Below are 25880 nucleotides of genomic sequence, written 5' to 3'. Positions count from 1 at the left end.
TCACCGAACCGACTGTTCGAGCACCAGGCATAAGGAGGGGTTGCGAAAACTGCTCGCACCAGGAGGTTTTGCGATGAGGCTATCCCAGCCCGTCTATCATCTGAAACGCCAAGCCAGGCTGTTGTCGCGCGAGGCAAAAATCCCGCTCCACCAGGCGCTTGACCGTATTGCCGCTCGCGAAGGTTTTGCCAGTTGGAGCCTGCTTGCGGCGAAGCTTTCCGAGACGGCGCCCGCCAGCAAATTGTTTGCGCAGCTGGCGCCGGGTGACCTGGTTCTGGTCGGTGCGCGGCCGGGTCACGGCAAGACCATGATGAGCCTCGAACTCGCGGTCGAAGCGATGAAATCAGGCCATCGCAGCGTGTTCTTCACGCTGGAATATACGCAACGGGATGTGATTCAGCGGTTTCATGCCATCGGGGTCGAGCCGGCCCGGTTCAACGAACTGTTCGAGTTCGACAATTCCGATGCCATCAGCGCCGACTATATCGTCAAGGCGTTGGGCTCGGCGCCGCGCGGCACGCTGGCGGTCGTCGACTATCTGCAACTGCTCGACCAGAAGCGGGAAAATCCGGGCCTGATGGACCAGGTCCGCACGCTGAAGGCTTTCGCACGCGACAGCGGCGTGATCCTGGTGTTCATCTCGCAGATCGACCGGTCTTACGATCCATCGACAAAACCGTTCCCCGATATCAGTGACATCAGGTTGCCGAACCCGCTGGATCTGTCGCTGTTCAACAAGGCCTGTTTTCTGAACAAGGGCGAGATCCGTTTCCAGGCAGCTTGAGCCTTCTGTCGGCCACGGTTATGCCTGCGGCCAGGGAGCATGGATCATGGTCGAGATCGTCAAACCAGCACTTGAACATCTGCCGTCCTACAAGGCGGCGCTCGAGCGCGGCTGGTCGCCGGACAATGTTCGGCTCATGGATGCGACGCGCGAGCAGCTTGCGGCCATAGAGGAGAATCCCGTGGCGTTCCTGGCCAGCCTCGATGATCCCGAAGCTCGGGGTGGCCCGATCACCTTGCCCGACGGCACACAAGTGCCGCGCCTGCCGGGATTCCGCCGCTGGATCTGGGATGGCGAGGCATCGGGCTCGATCGGCTTCCGCTGGCAGAGGGGCACGGCGGCACTGCCTTCGCATGTGCTTGGCCATATCGGCTATGCGGTGGTGCCGTGGAAGCGGCGTCGCGGCTACGCCACCGAGGCCTTGCGGCTGATGCTGGAGGAGGCGAGGGCCGTCGGCCTGCCCTATGTCGAGGTCACCGCCAAGCCGGGCAATCCGGCATCGCACAAGGTGATCCTGGCCAATGGCGGCATACTGGTCGAACGCTTCTTCGAGGACGCCGCCTATGGCGGTGTGGAGAGTTTGCGGTTCCGGATCGATTTATAGAGCTCAGGTTCCTCGCCCCCGCGAAGTGGGGGAGAGGTGGCTCGGCGAAGCCGAGACGGAGAGGGGGATTGCGCCTGCGTGGGCAATTGGGGCAATTCGAAAAGACCTTACTCGTCTATTTCGAGCTCTACGAAGCCCCCGCTCCGTCCGCTTCGCGGCCACCTCTCCCCCACTTCGCGGGGGCGAGGAACCCAAGCCTTGCAGGGGCGGTTCCGTCGATGATCTTTCAGCCTTATCCGCCTTGCTGGATCATACCGCGTCCCGCTCTGCCGCCTATCGGAAACCGCGAACGGAATAGTATCAATACTCGCCGCCAAGGACCCACCTTGGCTCAAATCAGCTTGCGAAGGCTCCCTCGTGTCCGTCGATCTGCATCACCTGCTCCTCGTCTACACCGCTTACATCATTGCCGCGGCCAGTCCCGGGCCGAGCAACATGCGGATCATGGGAACCGCAATGCAGCAGGGCCGCAATGCCGCCCTGCTTTTGGCCGCCGGCGTTGTCACCGGCTCCATCTTCTGGGGCCTCATGGCGGCGACGGGCATCTCCGCTTTGCTGACGCGCTATGCGCAAGCTCTCATTGTGTTGAAGATACTGGGTGGCCTCTATTTGCTCTTCCTGGCTGTTAAGGCAGCCAGGGGCGCTCTGACCAGGGATGGTGACGCCGGGCACTTCGTTGATCGGCCCGTATCCGGCTTCGCCCTCTACAGGCGCGGCCTGCTGATGCATCTCAGCAATCCGAAATCCATTCTCGGCTGGATCGCCCTGGTCACGCTCGGTCTCGGCCCCGGCGCCTCGAGGCAAGATGTCGTCCTCATCCTGGCTGGCTGCGCGGTGCTGAGCGTGACGATATTTTGCGGCTATGCCCTGGCCTTTTCGACGCCGCCGATGGTGCGCATGTATCGTCGGGCGTGGCGCGGTATCGAAGGAGTCCTGGCTGCCTTCTTCGGCTTTGCCGGTCTCAGCCTGCTGTTTTCGAGGGCCTGAGCCAGCCGGAGCTATCGCACCTCACTGCCATCCTTACCGTGCTCGTCGGCACACAATGCATGGTCGGACAGCGCGCGGATGACGTAGCAGTCGCCGACCGTCTTGCCGTCGCAGCAGGAGGTGATGCGCTCCAGCTCGGTTTCCAGCCGCTTCAACTGTGCGATCTTTTCGCGCACGGAGATCAGTTGCTCCTGCGCGATCTTGTCGGCGTGGCCGCAAGGCTGCTCGGGGTGACCGCTCAATTCGATCAGCGCGCGGATGTCCTCGACGGCGAAGCCGAGGTCGCGGGCGTGACGGATGAAGGCCAGCCGTTCCAGCTCCTGCCTGGAATAGCGGCGCTGGTTGCCTTCCGAGCGCTCGGGCGCGGCGACCAGGCCCATCTGCTCGTAGTAGCGGATGGTGGGCACCTTGACGCCGGTGCGGCGGGAAAGATCACCGATCGAAAACATGCATTTTGCCTCTTGAAGCTCTAGTGACTAGAGCAATTATAGTGCCTGGCATCAGGGTTCAAGGCCTATGCGGCGGTGCGTCGTGCGGGTGAAGCAGACAGGTGATGGCATGACGGCTCCTCACGAGCAGGCAAGACTCCGGCAGACACGGTTCAAGATCGGCGGCATGGATTGCGCTTCCTGCGCGACCAAGATCGATACGGCGGTGCGCCGCCTCGACGGCGTCGCCGACGTCTCGGTTTCGGTGACCGGCGCCAGCATGACCGTCAGCCATGGCGGCCGGCTCGATGACGACAAGGTGCTGCAGCAGGTGGCGCGGCTGGGCTACGGCATCGTCAAGGCGCAAGCCAGGGCCGACGGGCCAGCAGCCAAATCGCATGACCATGTCGATCACGACCACGAAGGCCACGAGCACGAAGATCACGACCACGCGGGGCATGATCATGACGGTGGACAGCCCAATGGAGAGCCTGCAGGCTCTGCGCATCTGCACAGCCATGCCGAGCCGGGGCAGGCGCGGTGGCGCAGCCGCCGCGCGGCGCTGACGCTGGCTTGTGCGGCAGCGCTTGTCGCTGCGTACGGCATTGGTCATCTTTTTCCCGCGGCTGAGCGCTGGGTCTTCCTGGCCGCACTGCTGGTCGGCCTGGTGCCGATCGCGCGGCGCGCGCTGATGGCGGCCCTGGCCGGCACGCCGTTTTCGATCGAGATGCTGATGACCATCGCCGCTGTCGGTGCGGTGATGATCGGCGCCACGGAGGAAGCGGCTGCCGTTGTTGTGCTGTTCCTGATCGGCGAACTTCTGGAAGGTGTCGCCGCCGGCCGGGCGCGGGCCAGCATCCAGGGTCTGGCCGATCTGGTGCCGAAGACAGCGCTGGTCGAGCGGGGAAGCGGCACGGTTGAAGTTCCCGCCGAACAGCTCGGCGTCGGCGACGTCATCATCGTGCGGCCGGGCGATCGCATCCCGGCGGATGGCGCAATAACAGAAGGTTCGAGCGATATCGACGAGGCACCGGTGACCGGCGAAAGCACGCCGAAGCGCAAGAGCCTTGGCGAGGCTGTCTTCGCCGGCACGATCAACAGCGATAGCGTGCTCAAGGTGCGGGTGACGGCCGCCGCTTCCGACAACACCATCGCCCGCGTGGTGCGGCTGGTGGAGGAGGCGCAGGAGGCCAAGGCACCGACCGAGCGCTTCATCGACCGCTTCTCTCGCATCTATACGCCCGGCGTGCTGGTGGTCGGCGCGCTGGTGGCGCTGCTGCCGCCGCTGGTCGCCGGCGGAGACTGGAATGAGTGGATCTACAAGGGCCTGGCGATCCTGCTGATCGGCTGCCCCTGCGCGCTGGTCATCTCGACGCCGGCGGCAATCGCCGCTGGCCTTGCGACCGGCGCCCGGCGCGGCCTGTTGATGAAGGGCGGCGCGGTGCTGGAAGGCTTTCGCCGCATCACGGCTGTCGCCTTCGACAAGACCGGCACGCTGACCGCGGGCAAGCCTGTCGTCACCGACATTGTCGCCTATGGCCGCGATGAGCGCAGCGTGCTGGCGCTGGCGGCAGCACTCGAGCAGGGCTCCAGCCATCCGCTGGCGGTGGCGATCCTGGACAGGGCCAAGGCCGACAAGGCGCCGGTGCCGCCGGCTTTGGCGGCGAAGGCGATCTCCGGCAAGGGCGTCGAGGGCAGCGTCGGCGGCATCGCCGTCTTCCTGGGTTCCGGCTCGGCGGCGGGCGAGCGTGCAGAGATGACGCAAGCACAGCGGCTTGCCGTCGACAGTCTCAACGGCCAGGGCAAGACGGTGTCGGTGCTGGTCGCCGATGGCGTGGTGGCCGGGCTGATCGCCATGCGCGACGAGCCGCGGCTGGATGCGGCGGCCGGCATCGCGGCACTCAAGGCAGAGGGCATCCGCACGGTGATGCTGACCGGCGACAACCGCCGCACGGCTGAGGCAATAGCCACCTCGCTCGGCATCGAGGCGCGGGCGGAATTGCTGCCGCAGGACAAGCAGCGCATCGTCGGCGAGTTGCAGCGCGAAGGGCTGACGGTGGCCAAGGTCGGCGACGGCATCAACGATGCGCCGGCGCTCGCCGCCGCCGACATCGGCATCGCCATGGGCGGGGGCACCGATGTGGCGCTTGAGACGGCGGATGCGGCGATCCTGCATGGCCGCGTCATGGATGTCGCGCGCATGGTGCGCTTGTCACGCGCGGTGATGGCCAATATCGGCCAGAACATCACCGTGGCGCTCGGGCTGAAGGCGGTGTTCCTGGTCACCACCATTTTGGGCATCACCGGTCTGTGGCCAGCGATCCTGGCCGACACCGGCGCCACCGTGCTGGTGACAGCCAACGCCATGCGGCTCTTGCGCTGGCGCGGGTGAGGTCCGTGGGCTACTCGGCCGGTGCCGTCAGTGGCGGCGTGGCGCTGCTGCGCCCTTCCCAGACATTGGAGACGACTGCAACGACCACGGCGACCAGCATGGCGAAAGCGCCGACCACGGGCAGGCTGCGATAGCCGTAGCCGGCATTGAGCATGGCGGCGCCCAGCGACGCGGCAAGCGCAATGCCGACATTGAAGCCGGACGGGATCAGTGAGGAGGCCAGGTTGGAGGCGTCGGCTGTCCAGGCCAGAATGCGGGTCTGGATCGGCGTGCCGATGGCGAAGTTGAGGCCGCCCCAGATGACGATCGCGACAACCATAGGCAGGGGATAGGGACTGACGGCGTAGATGACCGCCAGCGTCACCGCTTGTAGGCCAAGCATCGTGATCAGCGAGGGCATCAGCTTCCAGTCGGAGAGCTTGCCACCGAGGAAGACGCCCAGCGTGGCGCCGACGCCGTTGAGCAGCAGCACCCAGGGCACCAGGTTCTCGTCGAGCCCGGTGACCTCCAGCAGGGTCGGCGTGATGTAGGTGAACAGGCAGAACTGGCCGAGCATCAGCATCAGCATCAGGATCAGCGAAGTCCAGACCTGCTGGCGCGCCAGGACGCGGACCTCGCGGGCGAGGCTGGCGGGCTTGGCCTGGTATCCGGTGGTGCGCGGCAGAAGGGCCGTCATCGCGAGCGTTGCCGCGACGCCGAGCACGCACATCACCCAGAAGGTGGCGCGCCAGCCCCAGATGTTACCGATGGCGGTGCCGGCCGGCACGCCGATGACGTTGGAGACGGTGAGGCCGGACAGGATGACCGCCACTGCCATGCCGCGTTTGTCCTCGGGAACGAGACCGACGGCAACCACCATGGCGACGCCGAAATAGGCGCCATGCGCGACCGCCACGGTAATCCGCAGAAGCAGCATGGAGGTGAAGTCGGGCGCCAGCGCACAAGCCGCCTGGCCGATGGTGAAGGCGACGGCGAGGCCGAGCAGCAAGGTCTTGCGCGGCAAGGATTTGGTGGCGAGCGCCAGCAGCGGGCCGCCGATGGCGATACCGCAGGCATAGCCGGAGACGAGATAGCCGGCGGAGGGGACAGAAACGCCAAGCCCTTCCGCCACTTGCGGCAGCACGCCGGCAATGACGAATTCTGTGGTGCCGAAAGCGAAGGCGGCGATGAACAGGGCAATGAGCGGAAGCGACATGGGAAAGCCTTGGCTGCAACGGCCTCAAACCACGGATGCGCGGTTTGGGCAATCCAGAAATTTTTGTCGCGAGTTTAGGTTTTCTTGAATGGTGGTGAGCCGGTGAAGCGCCAATCTCCCCCCTTGTGGGGGAGATGTCCGGCAGGACAGAGGGGGGCGCTGGCCCGCCGGCCTGTCAAACTTTCTGCGAGAGGGCTGAGTGACAAAAACAAAAAATCAAAGGGCAATATCAACCGTCGTGCTCTACGGCGCCCCCCTCTGGCCTGCCGGCCATCTCCCCCACAGGTGGGGAGATTGGCAGCTTCAATGCCTCAGCTCGCCTTCAATCTCGACCCTGTCAGCAGGCCGCGCTCTTCCAGCACTGGATAGGCCATCGACGCCAGCAGCGAGTTGATCTGCTTCAGGTCGCGGATGGTGTCGAGGTGGATCGAGCTGGTTTCGACGCTCTTGGCGGTGCCTTCGCGCAGCCGCAGGAAATGGCTGGCGCTGGTTTCCTTCTCGCGGTCGCGCAACTGGTCCTTCTCCAGCACCAGTTGGCGGGCTGTTTCAGGATCGCGCGAGACCAGCACGTTGAAGGCGAGCCGCGCATTGGCCAGCACCGAGCTGTGGAAGGCGCACAATTCGCTCCAGCCCTCGTCGGTGAATTCCAGCCCGCGCTCGAACTTCTTCTTCACATGCACCAGCATGTTGCGCACGATGATGTCGCCGACCTGCTCGAGCTTGATGCAGGCGCCAATCAGCTCCTGGCAGCGCAGGGCCTCGTCCTCGGTCAGCTGGTTCTTGGTGAGCTTGGCSAGRTAGAGYTTGATCGCCGCATGCTTGCGGTCGACACGGTCGTCAAGGGCMGCCAGCGCCTTKATCTTGTCGGCGTCGGCGCTCTCRTAGAGTTCCATGATGCGCTTCAGCATGATCTCGACGGTTTCACAGACCCGCACCACCTCGCGCGTTGCGTTGCCCAGCGCCTGGCTCGGCATGTCGAGCGCGCTCTCGTTGAGCGCGGACAACTCTACAATGTCGAGCGAGGCGGCCGGCTCCGGCTTGGTGCCCAGTGCCACGATCTTTTCCGAGGCGCGGTAGACGAAGCCGGCCAGCGGCAGGCCGGCGAGCAGGATGATGACGTTGAACAGGATATGTGCGTTGACGATCTGGTCCGCCGCTGTCGCACCGAGGAAGCCGACATGCGGACGGACAATCATGAACAGGATCAGCATGATCAGCGAGCCCAGCCCGCGCATCAGGAGATTGCCGATCGGCACGACGCGCACGGCGGGTCCGGCCGAGCGGGTCAGCATCGGTGCGATGATCGAGGAGCCGAGATTGACGCCGAGGATGAGGACGACGCCGAGTTCCGGGCTGATGAGACCGCGGCCGGCCAGCGTCGCCATCAAAAGCACCGCCGCGATGCTCGACTGGAACAGCCAGGTGATCAGCGCCGCCAGGAGATAGGCGGTGATGGAATCGCTGGAGAAGTAGTTGATGATGACCGGCATGAGCTGGCTGTTGCGCAGCGGCTCGGAGGCCTGGCCGATCATTTCCAGCGACAGGATCAGAAGCCCGATGCCGACCAGGATGCGGCCGGTCTGGCGCCAGTCGCGTCGCTCGGTGGCCATGAACATCACCGTGCCGGTGATCAGGCAGAGCGGCACCAAGAGCGTGAGATCGAAGGTCAAGAGCTTGACCACGAGCGCCGAGCCGATTTCGGCGCCGCGCACCGCCAATTGGCCGGYCGCGCCCGAGACGATGCCGGAACCGGCGAAGGAGCCGACCAAAAGGGTGACCGCTGTCGAGCTTTGGAGCGCGATGGCAAGGCCGGTGCCGGCCAGCACCGCCATGATCGGATTGCGCATGGTGGCGCGCAGCCTGTGGCGCAGCACATCGCCATAGGCGCGTTCGACGCCGGTCTTCACCATGCGGGTGGCAAACAGCATCAGCGCGACGGCGCCGGCCAGATGCAGAAGGACGACGGAACCGCTCATCGGGGCGCCCGCATGCGAAGGGCGCGCAGGATGCGGACATCGCGGCGGTCGGGAGAGAGAACGAGGATACGAATCATGGTCATGACAGTCGTCGATAATAGCCGGAATATTTTAGCCGGATAATAAAATTTTGTCGATTTCATGGGGCCGTCGCGGTGCGACAGGCCGTGTCGGGAAATGGACGGGTGCGCAAATGCTTGCCTTGCCGCCCCACGGCCCGACGCGGGTCGGCCGCCTTTGCCGCCCGTGCCGCCGTCAACCTTGCGATGATGTTCAAATCTCAGGAATAACCACAGGATTTCATTACATAATTGTAATGTCTGTGTTCAGTTTCAGTTCATCCGTCGGCCGTTATTCCTCTGGCATCGACAACCAAGGAGACTTCTCATGAAACGCATTGTTCTTTCTGTCCTCGCCGTCTCGGTGCTCGCCGCCACGTCGCTCACCGGCCAGGCCGCGCCGATGAATGCGCCGGTCGCGGCGCAGTCGAATTACACCAAGGTCGACTGGCAGAAGCCCGGCCACCACAACGATGTGAGGAAGCGCGTCTTCAAGAAGAAGGTCGTCGTGAAGCGCAACAACTGGCGCAACGGCCAGAAATATTCCGGCTGGAGGCAGCATCAGCCGGTCCGCGACTACGGCCGCTACGGCCTGCATCGTCCCGGCCGCGGCCAGGAATGGATCCGCGTCGGCAACGACTATGTGCTGGTCGGCATCCTGTCGGGCGTCATCTTCGGCGCGCTTGCCGCGCAGTAAGTTCCCGCACAACGGGACTGAGAAGGAAGGCGGCCCGCAACGGTTGCCTTTCTTTTTGCCCTGTGGAAACCGGGTATGGCTCGTATTGGGGGTCGTCGGATTTCGCGCGCATGCTTATATGGTGGGGAAACGAGTTCCCTCAATGCGCTTTCCGCCCGCCTTTCTCGACGAGATCCGCGACCGCGTGCCGATTTCACAGGTCATCGGCCAGCGCGTCGCGTGGGATCGCAAGAAGACCAATACGTCGCGGGGCGACTATTGGGCCTGTTGCCCGTTCCATGGCGAGAAGAGCCCGTCCTTCCATTGCGAGGACAAGAAGGGGCGTTACCACTGTTTCGGCTGCTCGGTCTCGGGCGACCATTTCAAATTCCTCACCGAACTCGAAGGATTGAGTTTTCCCGAGGCGGTCGAGAAGATCGCCGACATGGCGGGCGTGCCGATGCCGGTGCGCGACGAACGGGAGGAACAGCGCGAGAAGGAACGCGCCAGCCTGACCGACGTCATGGAAATGGCGACCGCCTTCTTCCAGGAACGGCTGCAGGGACCTGAGGGAGCCAAAGCCCGCGCGTATCTCAGGGATCGTGGGCTGACGCCGGCGACGCAGCAGTCGTTCCGGCTTGGCTTCGCGCCCGATAGCCGCAACGCGCTGAAGGAGCATCTKGCSGCMAARGGCGTGCCGAAAGCCGATATCGAGGCYTGCGGGCTGGTGCGTCATGGCGACGACATCCCGGTCTCCTATGACTGGTTCCGCGATCGCATCATGTTCCCGATCCCGGATTCGCGCGGCAAGATCATCGCCTTTGGCGGCCGCGCGCTGGCGCCAGATGCGCTGGCCAAATACATGAACTCGCCCGACACCGAGCTCTTCCACAAGGGCAATGTGCTCTACAATTTCGCCCGCGCACGCAAGGCGCTGGCCAAGGGCGGCACGGTCATTGCCGTCGAAGGCTATATGGACGTGATCGCGCTGGCCCAGGCCGGCTTCGAGAATGTCGTGGCGCCGCTCGGCACCGCGCTCACCGAAAATCAGCTGGAATTGTTGTGGCGCATGGCAGGCGAGCCGATGCTGTGCTTCGACGGCGACAAGGCCGGACTGAAGGCGGCATGGCGGGCTGCTGATTTGGCACTGCCTTCGGTGCAGGCCGGGCGCTCGGCGCGCTTCGCGCTGCTGCCGGAAGGCAAGGATCCCGACGACCTCGTCAAGGCCGAGGGGCCGGACGCTTTCCGCGCCGTGCTTGCCGATGCGCGGCCGCTGGTCGATCTGTTGTGGATGCGCGAGACGACGGGCGGTGTCTTCGACACGCCGGAGCGGCGGGCGGAACTGGGAAAGACGCTGCGGGAACTCGCCAGCCGCATCCGCGACGAAAGCACGCGCTATCACTACCAGCAGGAAATGCGTGAGCGGGAAAAGAGCTTCTTCGGCTCGCAGCGCGATGCGCGGCAAGGGCGCCAGGAGTGGAAACCGGGGCAGCAGGGCAAGGCAGCCGCACCCGGCGGCCAATTCGCCAAGCCTGGCGGCGGCCGCATGGCGATCACCGAAAGCCTCGGCCAATCCGCGCTGGTCAAGCGCGGCAGCGAGGGAATGTCGGTGCGCGAGGCGACGATCATCGTCGCGCTGGTCAACCATCCGCCGCTGATCGACGAGAATTTCGCCCATGTCGAATTTCTCGACCTCGTCAATTCCGATCTGCAGCGGCTGCACGCCGCCATCCTCGACGCGATGGCGCATGACATGGCCAATGACCGCCACGCCGTGGTGACGACGATCGAGCGCGCCGGCTGCGCCGAGATCTGGGGGCGCGCGGTCGAACTGATCAAACGGGCGCGGCAATGGCCGGCGCTSGAGACSGCGGCGCTCGACGATGCCCGCGACGCYYTSAACCAGGCGCTGCACTTGCAGCGCAGCGCGCGCACCTTACATAAGGAGCTGAAACAGGCGGAAGCCGCGCTCGAAGCAGATCCATCGGACGAAAACTTCCGCCATCTGATCGAAATTCAGGCGCAATTTCAGGATGTACAGGCGACGGAAGCGCTGATCGAAGGATTCGGCGTTTCGTCGGGCAGGGCCGGGCGAGCCTAAGTGCAGCTGAATACAGGAATGAGAGCGTGGCCAGGCTTCCCTAGGGGGCAGGGCGCGCTAAGTCGGGTAATTGATTCGCTTTTTTCATGCGAATCATGCGAGAGGCGCTTGACCTTCCGACAGAATGGCGGAATCAGGACGATTCGAAACGTTAACCCGCACCCGCGCCGACGGGAAATGAGCGATGTGAGGTACTGGTGACTGGACAGGCAGGCAGCCTGCCACAGATATCAGGGTTAATCTGGACTTAATGCATGTCGCCCAAAAGTGGAACCGGTTTTGGGGCAACGACAGGCATCAAACAAAAGTAGATGCGGTTACTGGCCCGGTGAAGCGCGTTTCATAAGCGAGCACATCCGGTTTCGACTGGTCCGACAGCTTACGCGGCTTCGATGGCAGCCGCTTGGAGAAGATAAAAATTATGGCGACTAAGGAAAAGGAAGAGGTCGAGACCGAACGCGAAGGCGCCACCGATGGSCCTCTGCTCGACCTTTCCGATGATGCTGTCAAGAAGATGATCAAGGCCGCCAAGAAGCGCGGCTATGTCACGATGGACGAGCTGAATTCGGTGCTGCCTTCCGAGGAAGTGACCTCCGAGCAGATCGAGGACACGATGGCGATGCTGTCCGACATGGGCATCAATGTCGTCGAGGATGATGAGCAGGGCGAAGAGGCTGAGGCCGGCGACACCGCGGCGGACGCTGAGGAAGACGCCAACGAACTGGCCGAACAGACCGGCACGGCGGTCGCCGCCACCACCACCAAGAAAGAGCCGACCGACCGCACCGACGATCCGGTGCGCATGTATCTGCGCGAAATGGGCTCGGTCGAGCTGCTGTCGCGCGAGGGCGAAATCGCSATCGCCAAGCGCATCGAGGCCGGCCGCGAGACGATGATCGCGGGCCTCTGCGAAAGCCCGCTGACCTTCCAGGCCATCATCATCTGGCGYGACGAGCTCAACGAATCCAAGATCCTGCTGCGCGAGATCATCGACCTMGAAGCSACCTATGCCGGWCCCGAAGCCAAGCAGGCGCCGGTGGTCGAGCGCATCGAGGAAGCGCCCAAGGTCGAGGAAAAGCCGCGTCGCGGCCGCGACGAGGAAGAAGACATCACCAATGTCGGCGCCGACACGCGCGGCATCGGCGACGACGACGAGGAAGACGAGGACGAGGCCAGCCTGTCGCTGGCGGCGATGGAAGCCGAACTCCGCCCGCAGGTGATGGAGACGCTCGACGTCATCGCCGATACCTACAAGAAGCTGCGCAAGCTGCAGGACCAGCAGGTCGAGAACCGTCTGGCCGCCGCCGGCACGCTGTCGCCCAGCCAGGACCGCCGGCTGAAGGAGCTAAAGGACCAGCTGATCAAGGCAGTGAAGTCGCTGTCGCTCAACACCGCGCGCATCGAGGCGCTGGTCGAGCAGCTCTACGACATCAACAAGCGCCTGGTGCAGAACGAGGGCAAGCTTTTGCGGCTGGCCGAAAGCTATGGCGTGCGCCGCGAGGAGTTCCTGAAGGAATATCAGGGTTCCGAGCTCGACCCCAACTGGACGCGCGCGATCGGCAATCTGACGTCGCGCGGCTGGAAGGAATTCACCAAGAACGAGAAGGATGCGATCAAGGAGCTGCGCGCCGAGATCCAGAACCTCGCCACCGAAACGGCGATCTCGATCCTGGAATTCCGCAAGATCGTCAACCAGGTGCAGAAGGGCGARCGCGAGGCCGCGATCGCCAAGAAGGAAATGGTCGAGGCCAATCTGCGCCTCGTCATCTCCATCGCCAAGAAATACACCAATCGTGGCCTGCAGTTCCTCGACCTGATCCAGGAAGGCAATATCGGCCTGATGAAGGCGGTCGACAAATTCGAGTACCGCCGCGGCTACAAGTTCTCGACCTACGCGACATGGTGGATTCGGCAGGCGATCACGCGTTCGATCGCCGACCAGGCGCGCACCATCCGAATCCCGGTGCACATGATCGAGACGATCAACAAGATCGTGCGCACCTCGCGCCAGATGCTGCACGAGATCGGCCGCGAGCCGACGCCGGAGGAACTGGCCGAAAAGCTCGCCATGCCGCTCGAAAAGGTGCGCAAGGTCTTGAAGATCGCCAAGGAGCCGATCTCGCTCGAAACGCCGGTCGGCGACGAGGAGGATTCGCATCTGGGCGACTTCATCGAGGACAAGATGGCGATCCTGCCGATCGACGCGGCGATCCAGGCCAATCTGCGCGAGACCACCACGCGCGTTCTGGCCTCGCTGACACCGCGCGAGGAACGTGTGCTGCGCATGCGCTTCGGCATCGGCATGAACACCGATCACACGCTGGAAGAAGTCGGCCAGCAGTTCTCGGTCACCCGCGAGCGTATCCGCCAGATCGAAGCCAAGGCGCTGCGCAAGCTCAAGCACCCGAGCAGGTCGCGCAAGCTGCGCAGCTTCCTCGACAGCTAGGATAATCCGCTCCAAGGATTTCCAGGATGGGCGCGACCTACGGGACCATCAGCATAAAGGGGCCAACGCAGGAAGCGTTGGCCAACTGGCTGAGGTCAGAAAATGTCGACGCTTTCGTCACGAGCGAAGAGAACGGTTGGACCACCTTCTCGGACCAAGAGACCGACCAGCTCGACACGCGCTGGATTGAGTCCTTCCTCCAAAGACTGACCCGCGATCTTATGTGTGTCGGCATTGCGGTCACCGTCTACGATGAGGAGCAGCTATACCTGCTGGCGGCACAGCACGGCGTTCTTGAATCGCGCTACAATTCCTGTCCTGGCATGACAATGGATGACCCCGGCCCCGAGGACATGCGTCCAAGGCTGGAAGACGCTCCGGCCTTGCTGGCGACGATCGGCAGGCAGGCCGAATCTGACGATCYGCTTCGGATATTGGGGATGGATGGAGCGAAAGACTACATCGATCCGCTTGAGCTCCATGAGGAACTCGCCACCTATCTGGGACTTCCGGAAAGTTCCGTTGGCCTAAGCCACAGATATGTTCTCAGGCACAGGACCGATCTTTCGGAGCAGGGATTGATCAGAACGGTCGACGGCTAGGCGCTGGGCGAGGGACGCTCCTACAGCGGCACGTTCAGCCGTGTCCCCTTGACGATGATGCCGCCCCGGTCGCCGATCTCGATCGAGCCATAGCGCTGCCGGAAGCAATCGGGCAGCGGGCGGTCGCCGGGAATCGACAGCCACAGGCGCAGCATATGGCGCCGCTTGTCCGGGTCTGGCCAATCGCGAAAACCCATGCGGTCGTGCAGCAGCGAATGATTGTAGACGAACTGCATGTCGCCCGGCTGCAGCCGCATCGATAGGTTCAGCTGCGGATCATTGGCAAGGCTGTCGAGAAGATCCAGCGCCTCGACATGCGCGGCGCTCAGCCGCATTGCGTCCGGGAAGCGCTGGGCGCTGTCGATGTACTGGCGCTGGTAGATGCCGGTCAGCAATCCTGCGTGCCAGTTGAGGATCGGGATTTCGAAATAAGGCTTTTCGCCTTCCGGTATCTCGCCGCGCCGGTCGGTGGCGATCTGATCAAACAGCAGGCGGACCAGATCGGGCCGTCTTTTGCGCATCTCATTGTAGATCGTCACCGTGCTGACCAGCAGCGACTCGCCGCCTTGCATGGCATCCCTTAGGCAGAGCAGGCCGACGACATCGGCGGAATCGGTGTGAAACGTCTGGCGCTCCGCCGTCTGGTAGATGCGCGTCGTGGCGGCCTTCGCGTCGGCGCCGATGTCGCGGACATGGCCGAGTATATGGCCCTGGGCATTCTGCGACCGTGCGCTCCCCAGATGCGCGCCGATCCCGCAGAAGATCGTTGCCGCCATTTCAGCCGAGTATCTGTCGACCGGGAGACCGCGAAGCACCTCGAACCCAATGCCTGCAATCAGTTTCTGGCGAAGCGCGACAAGATGGCCGGCGAGCCGGGGCAAGGGGAAATCGGCCTTGGTCAGGCCGCCGATATCCTGCGAGCCGGCGAGAAAGCCGGTTGCCGCCAATTCTAGCTCGGCGATGTCCCGAGGGTCCAATTCGGCCAGCCAATTCCCGGGATGCTTCGCCATGTCCTCGCCGGTCCATGCGGCAGGAATGTCGATCCGGTCCGGCGGCAGGTCTGTTGTCTCGCGCATGAAGCCCTCCGGCGGCTGGATCGGTGTCGGACGTCAGCCTGGAATTTCCCGGACCGATGACCACGGCGGAGATTGCCGCAATCAGGCGGGTTTTTAAACCGGCCTTCCCCGGCCGCTGCAGAGTGTCACCTCAAGCCCGCACATGATGGCGTGGATGCGTCCTTGCGGGACGTGCGCCGCAGGAGGATAATTTCGCGTCGGATGCATTTTCTGGGCGACAACCCGGATGCCCGCCCCGGCGAAGCCGCCGTGCTCCGTGGCTCCGGAAGGAGGCGTACCATGACGACCTACATCATGCTGATGAACTGGACCGAGCAGGGCGCGAAGAACGTGCGCGATTCGCCCAAGCGCCTCGACGCCGCCAGGAAGCAGCTGGGCGAGATGGGAGGATCGTTCAAGGCATTCTACCTGACCATGGGCGAGTTCGACATGGTGGCGGTGGTCGAAGCGCCCGACGATGCGGTGCTGGCGCGYTTCGCGCTGATGCTGGCCGCGAACGGAAACCTCAAGTCACGGACGCTGAAGGCCTTCCCGGAATTCGCCTACCGCGAGATCATCTCGTCGCTTGGATAGCAAGCGGTAGGTTCTAAGGCGATGATAGGGTACCCGGCCTGACGGCGCTTTGCCGCAGGACAGCGCGATTTGCGCTGATAGACTGTGGCCAGGAGGTGATCGCGATGAAGAAAGTCTCGATATTGGCTATCGGCCTTGCCTTGGTATCGTCGATGCCGGTCGCCGCCGGTGCTGCCGCACAGAAGGCAATCGGCATGGCCAATCCGGCATCCGTCCATTGTGGCGAGATCGGCGGGCGCCTGGTGATCAGGAAGGACAGAGCCGGCAACGAATATGGATTCTGCCGGCTGCCCAAAGGGCGCCTGTGCGAGGAGTGGGCGCTGTTTCGCGACAACAAATGCGTCGGGCCAAAGGCGGCTATGAGAGGCAAGTGACGTGCGCGCTATAATAGGGTGAGATCATGTCCGAGCCGCATTCCCATTCGCATCTTTGGCCCGGTGTGCCGCTCGCCCTTGGCTCGGCTGTCCTGTTCGGGGCGACGCCGCCACTGTCGAAGCTGCTGCTCGATGCCGTGAACCCCTTCATGCTGGCCGGCCYGCTCTATCTCGGCGCCGGTGTCGGCCTCGCTCTCTATCGCCTGCTTCGCGGCAGACAGGCCGCCGCCGGCGAGGCGCAACTGGCAGCCCGGGATATTCCATGGCTGGCGCTGGCGATCGGCATGGGTGGCATCGTCGCGCCGGTGCTGTTGATGTTCGGCCTGACGTTGAACACCGCGTCCAGTTCGGCGCTGCTGCTCAATCTCGAAGGGTTGGCGACAATGGCGATCGCCTGGCTCGTCTACCGCGAGAATGTCGACCGGCGCCTGCTTGTCGGCGCCTTCGCCATCCTTGCCGGCGCCGTTCTGCTGTCGTGGCAAGGCGACGGCGTCGCTTTCAACCTTGGCGCCATGCTGGTCGCCGGGGCATGCCTGGCGTGGGGGCTGGACAACAATTTCACCCGCAAGATCTCGGCCACCGATCCGGTGGTGATCGCCATGCTCAAAGGGTTGGTGGCGGGTGTCGTCAATGTCGGGCTGGCGCTTGCCGCCGGGGCTTCGTTTCCTTCAGCGTCAATCGTGGCGGCAACGGCCGCCGTCGGTTTCTTCGGCATCGGTGTCAGCCTGGTGATGTTCATCGTGGCGTTGCGCCATCTGGGCACCGCGCGGACCGGCGCCTATTATTCGCTGGCGCCGTTTATCGGTGCGCTGCTGGCCATCGCCATCCTTGGCGATGCCGTCACGCTCAAGCTGGCGATCGCCGGGCTTTTGATGGGCATCGGCCTGTGGCTGCATCTGTCGGAGCGTCATGAGCATGAGCACGACCATGAGGCGCTGGAACACGAGCACAGCCATGTGCATGACGAACACCACCAGCACCACCATGACGGTCCGGTGAGCGAGCCGCATTCGCATTGGCACCGGCACGCGCCGATGCGCCACCGGCATCCGCATTATCCTGACCTGCATCACCGGCATAGCCACGGCTGAGCATGCCAGGATCATGCTCAAGCAAACACCCAGGCCTGAACTGACCGTCTGGTACAATACGCGGTGCCCTGTCTGCGATGCGGGCATCAGCCGGCAGAAGCGGCGGCTGATCGAAGCGGTCAAGGCCGGGCGGATTGCGTTTCGCGACATCAATCTGGAGCCGGAAGCGCTGGCCGGATTTGGCGCCTCGCTGGAGGACATCCGCCGTCGGCTGCACGCCACCGATGCGAATGGCCGCTTGCTGGTCGGTGCCGACGTCGCCATCGCCGTGTGGGCGGCAACGCCGGGCGAGGGCTGGCTGGCCACGCTTTTCGGCAATCCGGTTGCCTTGCCGCTGACGCGTTTTGCCTATGATCGTTTCGCCGATCTGCTCTACGCCTGGAACCGCCGCAAGGGCCGTTGGTAGCCCATCGATGATGTGCAAAGGTCCGGAAAGTGTCTCCGGACCTTTGTCTGCCGGCTCTATCTGCCAGCCGGCTCGCACAGCGCACCGACGATACGGCGCACCATGGGCAGCACCAGGAGCAGCGTCGGAAACGCCACCAGCCAGGACAGGCCCGAGGCGGTCATCCAGATGGACGGCAGGTCGGGATGAAAGCCAAGGCTTTTCAGTGTCGAGATCAGTGACACGATGAAGGTCATCAGCAGCGACAGCACCAAGGGGCTGAGGATCGCGGCATAGTGCGCAGGCAGCTTCCTGCGCTGAGGTCTTGCAGTCATTTTGGGAGTTTCCCTGAAGTGTCCGGTCGTTCGCATGTGGCATCCGTTCGCCGGTTTCGGCGTAACTGCCCGGAAGGACCGGGGTTGGATGCGTTGCTTGACGTCAGACGCTTACGGAGCGGTCATTGACCCTCGAGCGCCTTCTAGCCGCGCGTTCCGGCGAAAGCAAGCCTCTGGCGCGACATTCAGATACATCGTAAGATATATCTTGACTCCACGAAAGCGGACGCCTACTTAAGATATATCGTAAGATAGAACTCAAGGAGCAATCAATGCACAAAGACAATCATTTCGGGCGCAGTCATTTCGGCGAGCGCATGTTCATGCATATGGCCGGCAAGTTCGGTGGACGTGGCGGTGGCTTTGGCCCGTTCGGCCATGGCGGTCGCGGTGGCGGACGCGGTGGCCCGGGCGACATGTTCCGCGCCGGCCGCATGCTGGCCGACGGCGACCTCAAGCTGATCACGCTGTCGCTGCTGGCCGAGGCGCCGCGCCACGGCTACGACATCATCAAGGCGCTGGAAGAGCGCACCAGCGGCATCTACAGCCCGAGCCCGGGCGTGGTCTACCCGACGCTGACCTTCCTGGAAGAGGCCGGCTATGCCGTCTCGTCGAGCGAAGGCAACAAGAAGGTGTTTTCCATCACCGAGGCCGGGCAGGCGCATCTTGCCGACAATCGCGAGATGATCGACGGCGTGCTCGAACACCTCGAGCGTTTCGGCCGCAAGATGGCCAAGGCGCGCGACTGGTTCGGCTGGAACGATGATGGCGAGGAGCGGCGTGGTGGCCGTAGCGGCCGTGGCGAGCGCTCGGAAACGCGCGACGAATTCCGTGCCATCCGCCACCGCCTGCGCGCGGCGCTGGGCGAGATCGTCGACGCGCCGGCCGACAAGCAGGCCGAGGCGATCGCCATCCTCGAAGCCGCCGCCGAGGCACTGGAAGCGCTGTCGCCCCGCTGAGGCGGGCGGCACTTCGCGGTACGCAAAAAAGCCCGGGGAGACCCGGGCTTTTTTGTTGGCGATGATGCGGATGGCATCATTCCTTGCCGACATACTCGCTGATCAGCTTTTCGTTGCGCGCCTTTTCGATCTTGGCGGTCATCTCGGACGACAGGCGCTCATCGGTGCGGTACTTGACCAGGTTCACCAGGCTGCCGGTCAAGAGCAGGATGCCCATCGCCCAATAACCCTTGGTCGCCAGGTCAACCGGCGCCAGCCACAGCGACAGGCCGAGCATGAAATAGGCGGCACCGACCGAGGCGGTGTTGAACATGATGTAGGTCTGATTGGCGTTCATTGGAGTTCTCCGTTGGTTTGATGGTTGATGAGATCAGGTCTGCAAAGGCTGGTTTTCAGTTGATGGTCTTCAAGCGCTCGAGCACGTCCTTGGCGCGCACCTTCACCGCCGGGCCGTGACCGGCGTCGGCAAGGCGGTCGCGGATCGCTTCGTGACGCAACTCGCCGTCGATCTCGTCGAGAATGCCGGCCTCCTCGAACGGGTCGCTGGCTCCCTTGATGCGCGCCAAGAGCTCCTCGGCGTCGTTGAGGCTTCCCGAATTGCCGATCGACCTGACGAGGCGTGACTGCGCCTTGCGCTCGGCATCGATGGCCCGGGCCGAGATCATGCCCTGGTTGAGGTCGATGATGCGGCGATGCGCCCGCTCCACCGAAACGCGCATCCGCAAGGTCTTTTCGCCAAGGCTCTGCACGGTGGCGCGGCGGACCTCGCGTTCATTCTCCAGTTCGGCGATGGCCGCCGCACCGCTTTCGGCAAGCCCGTTATTGCCGGCGGCGAGCGCGCTGATGGTGCGGCTTTCGAGATCGGCGTGGCGGCGCTCGAGCTGGTCGAGACCGGCCTGCTCGGTACGCTGACGGACAATCAGCGAAGCAAGCGTCTGCTTGGCGGCGGCAAGACCCGCCTCGGCGTCGCGGATGCGCTGCGCCAGGAGGTCGATGGCGAAGCGATCCTTGAGGCCGTCCTCGGCCCGGGCGCTGGCGCCGTCGAGCAATGTTCTGATCAGGCTAAGCATGGTTCTTCTCCCTGCGAATTGTTGCCGTGAACAATGTTCACAACGCCAACATAACAGGAAATGAACATTGTTCAAGAGGTTTTTGAACGCTGTTCACGAAATCCCTTATATGGTAAACGAAAGGACGATCGTGGTTCGAAACACTTGCAGCCTGGGCTGAGGCACGGGCATCTACAAGGACAAGCATGGCACTGGACAGGGAAGAAATAAGCGAGCGGGTGCTGGCGATTGCCGAGGTGCTGCTCAACGAGGGCGGCATGGACAATCTGAAGGCGAGGACCATCGCCGAGCAGGCGGGCATCTCGGTCGGCTCGGTCTACAATCTGTTTTCCGATCTCGACGGGGTGCACCGCGCCGTCAACATGCGGTTGCTCGACCGGCTGGGCGCGGCAGGGGCGGCGGCGATGGTCGATCTCGGCAAGCGCGGCATCACCGATGTGCGCCAGCGCCTGCTGGCGCTGGCCGGCGCCTATGTGCGCTTTGTCGAGGCGCATCCGGGCAGCTGGCCGGCGCTGCTCGCCTTCAACCGGCGCCGTCCGACGCTGGCCGAGCCGGACGCCTATGAATCGCGGCTCGACCAGCTGTTCGAGATCATCGCCCAGGTGCTCGCCGGCGGCGATTTCGACCTCGACGATGATACGCGCCGGATCGCCGCGCGTACGCTGTGGTCGAGTGTGCATGGCATCGTCACCAGTGGCTATGCCGCGAGATCCGTGCGCCGGCAGGCCGACGAGATCGACCAGCAGATCGAACTGCTGGTCGCCGTCTTTATCAGGGGGCTGGAACGCGACGGCACATTCGCGCATGCTGGGACGAAAACGTCGTGAATCGCGAACGGACCGCGGTTTGCAGTGCGAACAAGGAGATTTGAGCCATGTCTTTTCTGAAACGTCTTTTCGGCGGTGGCGGCGGTGAGGCGGCCGAGCCCAAAAGTGCGGCACCGGCCAAGCAGGTCGAGCACAAGGGTTTCCTGATCAGCGCCACGCCCTACAAGAACGACGGCCAGTACCAGACCTGCGGTGTCGTCTCCAAGGAGGTCGACGGCGTGATGAAGGAACACAAATTCATCCGCGCCGACCGCTTCGCCGGCCTCGACGACGCCGTCGACATCTCGATCAAGAAGGGCATGCAGCTGGTCGATGAACAGGGCGAGCGGATTTTCGGGTAGGACGCGGCAAGGTACCGCCTGCATAAATCCAGCTTATTATCACCCCTAGTTTTTGAAGACGTTACACGGCCTTTCGGCGCCTGTAGCTTCGACGGCATATTGGAAATAGCTGGGATTTGGTGGGTCGATGCAGACACATGCGCGGGTGGTGGTTGTTGGCGGCGGGTGCGTTGGCGCGGGCATCCTTTACGGCCTGGCGAAGCGCGGCTGGACCGACGTTGCCCTGCTCGAACGCACACAGCTGACGGCCGGCTCGACCTGGCACGCAGCGGGCCTCGTCCCATCCTATGCCCGCAACATCAATATCGGCCGGATGATCAACAAGACCATCGAGATCTATGAGGGGCTGGAGGCCGAGACCGGCCAGCCTGTCGGCTGGCACAAATGCGGGCAGTTGCGCATCGCCAACTCCAGGGACCGGCTCGACGAATACAAGAGCTATATGAGCGTGGCCGACGTCCAGGGCATGCGGGCGCATTTGCTGTCGCCGGCGGAGGCGAGGGCGCTGTGCCCGCTTCTCGACAACAAGCATATGCTGGGCGCGCTCTATCATCCCGATGACGGCCATATCGCGCCGGCCGACGTGACCCATGCCATGGCCAAGGGCGCGCGGGATCTGGGCGCCAAGATTTATCTCAACACCGAGGTTACCGGCTTTCAGCGGACCGCCAGCGGCGAATGGCGGGTCGCGACCAACAAGGGCGACATCATTTGCGAGCATGTGGTCTGCGCGACCGGCAATTACGCGCGCCAGACCGGCGCTCTGCTCGGCCTCGACATCCCCGCCATCCCGATCCTGCACCAGTACTGGATCACCGAGCCGGTGCCGGAGATCGTCGAGCGCAAGAAGCAGGGACGTGGCGAAATGCCGATCCTGCGCGACGAAGGTTTTGAGGGCTATCTGCGCGAGGAAGGCGACGGCTTCATGTTCGGGCCTTACGAGCGCACCGAACACCTCAAGCTGTTCGCCGAGGATGGTGTGCCCGCCTGGTTCGGCGCCGATCTCGTCGAAGAGGATTTCGAGGCGGTGTCATGGAACTGGGAGCAGGCAACGCAGCTCGTGCCGGCGCTGGGACGCGCCGGGATCAAGGCCAATGTCCGCGGCCCTTTCCAGATGACCGCGGACGAGCTTCCGCTGATGGGACCGGCCTGGGGCCTGCCCAATGTGTGGCTGGCCGAGGGCGTGCCGGGCGGCATCCTGTGGGGCGGCACGATCGGCTATTACCTGTCGGAGCGGATCGTCGAAGGCGGCAACAGCCTCGACACCTCCGATCTCGACCCGCGCCGCTTCGGCGACTACGCCAACAAGGCCTGGACACGCGAGAAAGTCCGCGAGGCCTGGGGCACGCATGCGGAGCAGAAATATCCGGGACAGGACATGCCCGCCGCCCGCCCGCAAAAAACCGCGCCGTCCTACGCACGGCTGACCGAGCTCGGTGCCGTCTGGAGCGTGCTCAATGGCTGGGAGATGCCCAACTGGTTCGCGCCTAGGGGTGTCGAGGCCAAGGACCAGTATAGCTGGCGCTGGACCGCCAAGGGCGTGTTTGTCGGCGAGGAGGTGCAGGCCGTGCGCAACGCCGTCGGCCTGGTCGAGATGACGCCGATGACCAAATTCGAGGTGTCGGGGCAAGGTGCTTCCGCCTGGCTTGACAGGATCCTCGCCAACCGCTTGCCGGCGACCGGCCGGGCTGTGCTTGCGCATCACCTCACGGCGGGAGGCGGTGTGCAGGCGGAATACATGGTGGCGCGCCTTGGCGAAGACAGTTTCTATCTCATCTCGACGCCGCGCGCCGAGCGCTGGAATTTCGATGATCTGTCAAAGCTGCTTCCCGCCGACGGCAGCGTCAGCCTGAAGAATGTCACCAACGAGCGTGGCTGCTTCACGGTCGTCGGGCCGAAGGCGCGAGACGTGCTGCAACCCCTCACCGAAATCGACCTGTCGAACGCGGCCTTTCCCTGGTTCGGTGTGAAGACTGGCAGCGTGGCGCTGGCCAGCGATGTGCGCATGCTGCGCGTCAACTACGAAGGTGAGCTCGGATGGGAACTCTACCATCCCATGGCCTACCAGCGGCAATTGCTCGACGCGATCCTGAGAGAGGGCGAGAAGCACGGCCTGCGCCTCGTCGGGCTGCATGCGCTGGAATCGCTGCGGCTGGAGAAATCCTACCGCGCCATGTATCGCGACATGAACCCGGAGCTCAACGCGCTGGAGAGTGGGCTCGAACGCTTCATCCGCCTCGACAAGGGTGATTTCGTCGGCCGCGATGCGGTGCTGAAATACAAGGACAAAAACGACCAGCGCCGCTCGGTGACGCTCAGAATAGAGACCGACGGCGCCAGCACGCTTGCCAGCGAGGGGCTTTATATCGGCGGCGAGCTGGTCGGGCGCATAACATCGGGCGGCTATGGCTACACGCTCGGACATGATCTGGCGCTGGCGCTGCTGCCCGAGCGTCTCAGCAAGCCCGGCACCAAACTCGACGTCGCCATATTGGGGGAACGGAAGATCGCTGAGGTCATCGCGGATTCGCCTTATGACCCCACGTCAGCCAGGGCGCGGATGTAAGGCGCTGCTGGTATCAGGTGTTGCTGTTCCCGGTGCTGCAAAGCCCTCTCGGAACGGGGCGGGCGATCCGAAGTTCTGTCCAAGCTATGGCATTGTCGCCATCGGGCGCCGTGGCGGCTCTCGTGTAACTTGTGGGCAAAATCAATCGCCGGGATATGATTTGAATTCTCAGTAGCGACGGATCCCAATGACCATCAATTCGGCGCCAATCATCGTCCTCTTTCGAAACGATCTGCGGGTCTCGGATAACGGTGCGCTCGCGGCCGCCAGCGCCACGGGCAAACCCGTTGTGCCGCTGTTCATTCTTGACGAAGAGCGACAGGACGCGCGGCCGGCAGGCGCCGCCAGCCGATGGTGGCTTCACCATTCGCTTTCAGCACTGGGAAAGTCGCTCGGGATACTGGGAGCACCGCTCGTCTTGCGGCAGGGGGCAACGAAAGAAATCGTCGCAGAGACGGCAAGGGCTACCGGTGCTGACGCCGTCTTCTGGAACAGGCGATATACTCCCGTGAGCATCACCGCCGACACGGCGCTCAAGTCCGAGTTACGCGCGAAGGGTCTTCAGGCAGAAAGCTTCGACGGTTTCCTGCTGCACGAGCCGTCTCGGCTCATGACGCGATCCGGCGACTTCTACAAAGTGTTCACGCCCTTCTACAACCGGCTTGCGGAAGACGAAGTTCGAGATCCGGTTGATGTGCCGACATCGATTGTCGCGTGGAAGGGGAAGCTGCRCTCGGACAGGCTCGATGAATTCAAGCTCCTACCGAAAAGACCTGATTGGTCGTCCGGCCTTGCCGAACGATGGCAGCCCGGTGAACAAGGCGCAGCAGACAGGCTGGCGACCTTTCTCGATGATCGGCTCGGTAATTATACCGATAGTCGGAACGTGCCCGGTGTCCAAGGGACCTCGGGGTTGTCACCGCATCTCGCGCACGGCGAAATCACTCCGTTCCAGATAATGGCGGCCTTGCGGCGCACACGTGGTGAAGGCGCACAGACCTTCCGCAAGGAACTCGCTTGGCGCGAGTTCTCGTATCATCTGCTTTTCAATCGGCCAAAGCTGCATCTGGAAAATTTTCGATCCGAATTCGATGCATTCGAATGGAGAAGCGCGCCGGCGGCGCTCAGGGCGTGGCAGTCCGGGCGAACCGGTTATCCCATAGTGGACGCCGGCATGCGTGAACTCTGGCAGACAGGGTGGATGCACAATCGGGTCCGCATGATCGCGGCGTCGTTCCTCGTCAAGGATCTTCTCATCGACTGGCGTGATGGCGAGGAATGGTTCTGGGATACATTGGTGGATGCGGACGCTGCCAACAACCCGGCCAGCTGGCAGTGGGTGGCCGGATCAGGCGCCGACGCCGCCCCTTATTTCCGGATTTTCAACCCGATACTTCAGGGTGAGAAATTCGATGCGGATGGCAGTTACGTTCGGTGCTATGTGCCGGAACTGGCAAAGCTGCCCGACCGCTATGTGCACCGCCCATGGGAAGCCCCCGCTTCAGTCCTGAAGGAGTGCGGAATCACCATCGGCGAGCATTATCCTTCGCCAATCGTGAACCATTCAGACGCCAGGGAGCGCGCGCTCGCCGCCTACCGCGAGACACGAAGCAATTAGGATCGATCGCGAGCCATCCATCATTGTTCGAGGCGAGGAATAGGTCGCGGCAAAGTCCAGCAGAGCGGGACATGGGCAGCGCTCCCTAAAGCCTGAGCAGCGGCTGTATGATGCGGCCAAGCCGGCTTTGAAGCACGATGTTACCCTGGAGTGCCACGATACAGATGCAAGGGTCGCCGTCACATACGGTCGGCTTGTGTTCCATCGTCTCGTCGGCCTCGTCGAAGTCACCAGGGCCGTAGCGGCCGAACTGGTGTTCGAATGCGCCTTCGAGCACGCATGTCCATTCGTAGCCGGTATGCCTATGGTGTGGCAGCTTGGTTCCTGGCGCCGCCTTCAGCATGAACACCTTGATGTTCGAGACTTCAGGCACCGATACCGAACGTTGGCGCACACCCGGTCCGACCCAACGCCA

General features: G+C 63.4%; 25 protein-coding genes. 17 read left to right on the top strand and 8 right to left on the bottom strand.

Features of this window, described 5'->3' with window-relative positions:
• Nucleotides 1-73: 73 nt before the first annotated feature.
• From AC1DX0_RS10940 to AC1DX0_RS10930, 3 genes are all read left to right on the top strand, one after another.
• On the top strand, nucleotides 74-784 hold the full coding sequence (locus AC1DX0_RS10940) for a DNA helicase (RefSeq protein WP_477223467.1): 711 nt from the start codon (nucleotides 74-76) through the stop codon (nucleotides 782-784).
• Between the two features lie 46 nt (nucleotides 785-830).
• On the top strand, nucleotides 831-1388 hold the full coding sequence (locus AC1DX0_RS10935) for a GNAT family N-acetyltransferase (protein ID WP_477223466.1): 558 nt from the start codon (nucleotides 831-833) through the stop codon (nucleotides 1386-1388).
• Between the two features lie 357 nt (nucleotides 1389-1745).
• Entirely contained in the window at nucleotides 1746-2375 is a 630-nt protein-coding gene (locus AC1DX0_RS10930; RefSeq protein WP_477223465.1) for a LysE family translocator, read from the top strand.
• Between the two features lie 11 nt (nucleotides 2376-2386).
• Here the strand turns inward: AC1DX0_RS10930 and AC1DX0_RS10925 are convergent, their stop codons facing one another.
• Nucleotides 2387-2824: a MerR family transcriptional regulator gene (locus AC1DX0_RS10925; RefSeq protein ID WP_477223464.1), complete on the bottom strand. Its 438-nt coding sequence runs from the start codon at nucleotides 2822-2824 to the stop codon at nucleotides 2387-2389.
• 109 nt (nucleotides 2825-2933) lie between these two features.
• Here AC1DX0_RS10925 and AC1DX0_RS10920 point away from each other — a divergent pair, with 109 nt between their 5' ends.
• On the top strand, nucleotides 2934-5195 hold the full coding sequence (locus tag AC1DX0_RS10920) for a heavy metal translocating P-type ATPase (RefSeq protein WP_477223463.1): 2262 nt from the start codon (nucleotides 2934-2936) through the stop codon (nucleotides 5193-5195).
• 10 nt (nucleotides 5196-5205) lie between these two features.
• Here the strand turns inward: AC1DX0_RS10920 and AC1DX0_RS10915 are convergent, their stop codons facing one another.
• Nucleotides 5206-6390, bottom strand: coding sequence for an MFS transporter (locus AC1DX0_RS10915; protein ID WP_477223462.1), 1185 nt, complete (start codon nucleotides 6388-6390; stop codon nucleotides 5206-5208).
• Nucleotides 6391-6701: 311 nt separating this feature from the next.
• Nucleotides 6702-8366 carry a Na/Pi cotransporter family protein gene (locus AC1DX0_RS10910; protein WP_477355308.1) on the bottom strand — a complete coding sequence of 555 codons (1665 nt, stop codon included), beginning with the start codon at nucleotides 8364-8366 and terminating at the stop codon, nucleotides 6702-6704.
• Between the two features lie 387 nt (nucleotides 8367-8753).
• On the opposite strand from AC1DX0_RS10910, the gene AC1DX0_RS10905 reads away from it, so the two are divergent.
• The 4 genes from AC1DX0_RS10905 (at nucleotide 8754) to AC1DX0_RS10890 (ending at nucleotide 14250) form a co-directional block, all read left to right on the top strand.
• Nucleotides 8754-9122, top strand: a complete 369-nt coding sequence (locus tag AC1DX0_RS10905) for an RcnB family protein (protein ID WP_477223460.1) — start codon at nucleotides 8754-8756, stop codon at nucleotides 9120-9122.
• A 142-nt stretch (nucleotides 9123-9264) separates the two neighbouring features.
• Entirely contained in the window at nucleotides 9265-11202 is a 1938-nt protein-coding gene (gene dnaG / locus AC1DX0_RS10900; protein ID WP_477355305.1) for a DNA primase, read from the top strand.
• Nucleotides 11203-11623: 421 nt separating this feature from the next.
• On the top strand, nucleotides 11624-13648 hold the full coding sequence (gene rpoD / locus AC1DX0_RS10895; RefSeq protein WP_477223458.1) for an RNA polymerase sigma factor RpoD: 2025 nt from the start codon (nucleotides 11624-11626) through the stop codon (nucleotides 13646-13648).
• Between the two features lie 26 nt (nucleotides 13649-13674).
• Entirely contained in the window at nucleotides 13675-14250 is a 576-nt protein-coding gene (locus AC1DX0_RS10890; RefSeq protein ID WP_477355302.1) for a hypothetical protein, read from the top strand.
• A gap of 20 nt (nucleotides 14251-14270) precedes the next feature.
• Here AC1DX0_RS10890 and AC1DX0_RS10885 read toward each other — a convergent pair whose 3' ends face one another.
• Nucleotides 14271-15326: a TauD/TfdA family dioxygenase gene (locus AC1DX0_RS10885; protein WP_477223456.1), complete on the bottom strand. Its 1056-nt coding sequence runs from the start codon at nucleotides 15324-15326 to the stop codon at nucleotides 14271-14273.
• A 279-nt stretch (nucleotides 15327-15605) separates the two neighbouring features.
• On the opposite strand from AC1DX0_RS10885, the gene AC1DX0_RS10880 reads away from it, so the two are divergent.
• From AC1DX0_RS10880 to AC1DX0_RS10865, 4 genes are all read left to right on the top strand, one after another.
• Nucleotides 15606-15899, top strand: coding sequence for a GYD domain-containing protein (locus AC1DX0_RS10880; protein ID WP_095202008.1), 294 nt, complete (start codon nucleotides 15606-15608; stop codon nucleotides 15897-15899).
• A gap of 104 nt (nucleotides 15900-16003) precedes the next feature.
• Nucleotides 16004-16273 carry a putative hemolysin gene (locus AC1DX0_RS10875; RefSeq protein WP_477223455.1) on the top strand — a complete coding sequence of 90 codons (270 nt, stop codon included), beginning with the start codon at nucleotides 16004-16006 and terminating at the stop codon, nucleotides 16271-16273.
• Between the two features lie 26 nt (nucleotides 16274-16299).
• A complete protein-coding gene (locus AC1DX0_RS10870) occupies nucleotides 16300-17364 on the top strand; it encodes a DMT family transporter (RefSeq protein WP_477355299.1) in 1065 nt (354 codons plus the stop codon).
• A 13-nt stretch (nucleotides 17365-17377) separates the two neighbouring features.
• Nucleotides 17378-17770, top strand: a complete 393-nt coding sequence (locus AC1DX0_RS10865) for a thiol-disulfide oxidoreductase DCC family protein (protein WP_477223453.1) — start codon at nucleotides 17378-17380, stop codon at nucleotides 17768-17770.
• Between the two features lie 56 nt (nucleotides 17771-17826).
• Here the strand turns inward: AC1DX0_RS10865 and AC1DX0_RS10860 are convergent, their stop codons facing one another.
• Nucleotides 17827-18084, bottom strand: coding sequence for a DUF2798 domain-containing protein (locus tag AC1DX0_RS10860; RefSeq protein WP_477223452.1), 258 nt, complete (start codon nucleotides 18082-18084; stop codon nucleotides 17827-17829).
• Nucleotides 18085-18356: 272 nt separating this feature from the next.
• On the opposite strand from AC1DX0_RS10860, the gene AC1DX0_RS10855 reads away from it, so the two are divergent.
• On the top strand, nucleotides 18357-19043 hold the full coding sequence (locus AC1DX0_RS10855) for a PadR family transcriptional regulator (protein WP_477223451.1): 687 nt from the start codon (nucleotides 18357-18359) through the stop codon (nucleotides 19041-19043).
• 76 nt (nucleotides 19044-19119) lie between these two features.
• Here AC1DX0_RS10855 and AC1DX0_RS10850 read toward each other — a convergent pair whose 3' ends face one another.
• Nucleotides 19120-19380, bottom strand: coding sequence for a YiaA/YiaB family inner membrane protein (locus AC1DX0_RS10850; RefSeq protein WP_027030482.1), 261 nt, complete (start codon nucleotides 19378-19380; stop codon nucleotides 19120-19122).
• 55 nt (nucleotides 19381-19435) lie between these two features.
• Nucleotides 19436-20113 carry a PspA/IM30 family protein gene (locus tag AC1DX0_RS10845; protein ID WP_477223450.1) on the bottom strand — a complete coding sequence of 226 codons (678 nt, stop codon included), beginning with the start codon at nucleotides 20111-20113 and terminating at the stop codon, nucleotides 19436-19438.
• A gap of 185 nt (nucleotides 20114-20298) precedes the next feature.
• On the opposite strand from AC1DX0_RS10845, the gene AC1DX0_RS10840 reads away from it, so the two are divergent.
• The 4 genes from AC1DX0_RS10840 (at nucleotide 20299) to AC1DX0_RS10825 (ending at nucleotide 25465) form a co-directional block, all read left to right on the top strand.
• Complete coding sequence (locus tag AC1DX0_RS10840) at nucleotides 20299-20940, top strand: TetR/AcrR family transcriptional regulator (protein WP_477223449.1); 642 nt, start codon at nucleotides 20299-20301, stop codon at nucleotides 20938-20940.
• A gap of 47 nt (nucleotides 20941-20987) precedes the next feature.
• On the top strand, nucleotides 20988-21281 hold the full coding sequence (locus AC1DX0_RS10835; RefSeq protein WP_477223448.1) for an HlyU family transcriptional regulator: 294 nt from the start codon (nucleotides 20988-20990) through the stop codon (nucleotides 21279-21281).
• A 127-nt stretch (nucleotides 21282-21408) separates the two neighbouring features.
• Complete coding sequence (locus tag AC1DX0_RS10830; protein WP_477223447.1) at nucleotides 21409-23847, top strand: GcvT family protein; 2439 nt, start codon at nucleotides 21409-21411, stop codon at nucleotides 23845-23847.
• A 187-nt stretch (nucleotides 23848-24034) separates the two neighbouring features.
• Nucleotides 24035-25465, top strand: coding sequence for a cryptochrome/photolyase family protein (locus AC1DX0_RS10825; protein ID WP_477355295.1), 1431 nt, complete (start codon nucleotides 24035-24037; stop codon nucleotides 25463-25465).
• 85 nt (nucleotides 25466-25550) lie between these two features.
• Here the strand turns inward: AC1DX0_RS10825 and AC1DX0_RS10820 are convergent.
• A partial coding sequence (locus tag AC1DX0_RS10820; RefSeq protein WP_477355292.1) for a cupin domain-containing protein occupies nucleotides 25551-25880 on the bottom strand: 330 nt, incomplete at its 5' end.

This window comes from Mesorhizobium sp. P3_A9 (genome assembly GCF_056402975.1).
The sequence above is the reverse complement of the archived record's forward strand: the minus strand, read 5'-3'. Positions and strand labels throughout refer to the sequence as shown.

Coding starts and splice junctions, on each gene's coding strand:
- AC1DX0_RS10940 (WP_477223467.1), top strand. CDS start 74: ATGAGGCTATCCCAGCCCGTCTATCATCTGAAACGCCAAGCCAGGCTG.
- AC1DX0_RS10935 (WP_477223466.1), top strand. CDS start 831: ATGGTCGAGATCGTCAAACCAGCACTTGAACATCTGCCGTCCTACAAG.
- AC1DX0_RS10925 (WP_477223464.1), bottom strand. CDS start 2,824: ATGTTTTCGATCGGTGATCTTTCCCGCCGCACCGGCGTCAAGGTGCCC.
- AC1DX0_RS10920 (WP_477223463.1), top strand. CDS start 2,934: ATGACGGCTCCTCACGAGCAGGCAAGACTCCGGCAGACACGGTTCAAG.
- AC1DX0_RS10915 (WP_477223462.1), bottom strand. CDS start 6,390: ATGTCGCTTCCGCTCATTGCCCTGTTCATCGCCGCCTTCGCTTTCGGC.
- AC1DX0_RS10905 (WP_477223460.1), top strand. CDS start 8,754: ATGAAACGCATTGTTCTTTCTGTCCTCGCCGTCTCGGTGCTCGCCGCC.
- AC1DX0_RS10885 (WP_477223456.1), bottom strand. CDS start 15,326: ATGCGCGAGACAACAGACCTGCCGCCGGACCGGATCGACATTCCTGCC.
- AC1DX0_RS10875 (WP_477223455.1), top strand. CDS start 16,004: ATGAAGAAAGTCTCGATATTGGCTATCGGCCTTGCCTTGGTATCGTCG.
- AC1DX0_RS10865 (WP_477223453.1), top strand. CDS start 17,378: ATGCTCAAGCAAACACCCAGGCCTGAACTGACCGTCTGGTACAATACG.
- AC1DX0_RS10860 (WP_477223452.1), bottom strand. CDS start 18,084: ATGACTGCAAGACCTCAGCGCAGGAAGCTGCCTGCGCACTATGCCGCG.
- AC1DX0_RS10855 (WP_477223451.1), top strand. CDS start 18,357: ATGCACAAAGACAATCATTTCGGGCGCAGTCATTTCGGCGAGCGCATG.
- AC1DX0_RS10850 (WP_027030482.1), bottom strand. CDS start 19,380: ATGAACGCCAATCAGACCTACATCATGTTCAACACCGCCTCGGTCGGT.
- AC1DX0_RS10845 (WP_477223450.1), bottom strand. CDS start 20,113: ATGCTTAGCCTGATCAGAACATTGCTCGACGGCGCCAGCGCCCGGGCC.
- AC1DX0_RS10840 (WP_477223449.1), top strand. CDS start 20,299: ATGGCACTGGACAGGGAAGAAATAAGCGAGCGGGTGCTGGCGATTGCC.
- AC1DX0_RS10835 (WP_477223448.1), top strand. CDS start 20,988: ATGTCTTTTCTGAAACGTCTTTTCGGCGGTGGCGGCGGTGAGGCGGCC.
- AC1DX0_RS10830 (WP_477223447.1), top strand. CDS start 21,409: ATGCAGACACATGCGCGGGTGGTGGTTGTTGGCGGCGGGTGCGTTGGC.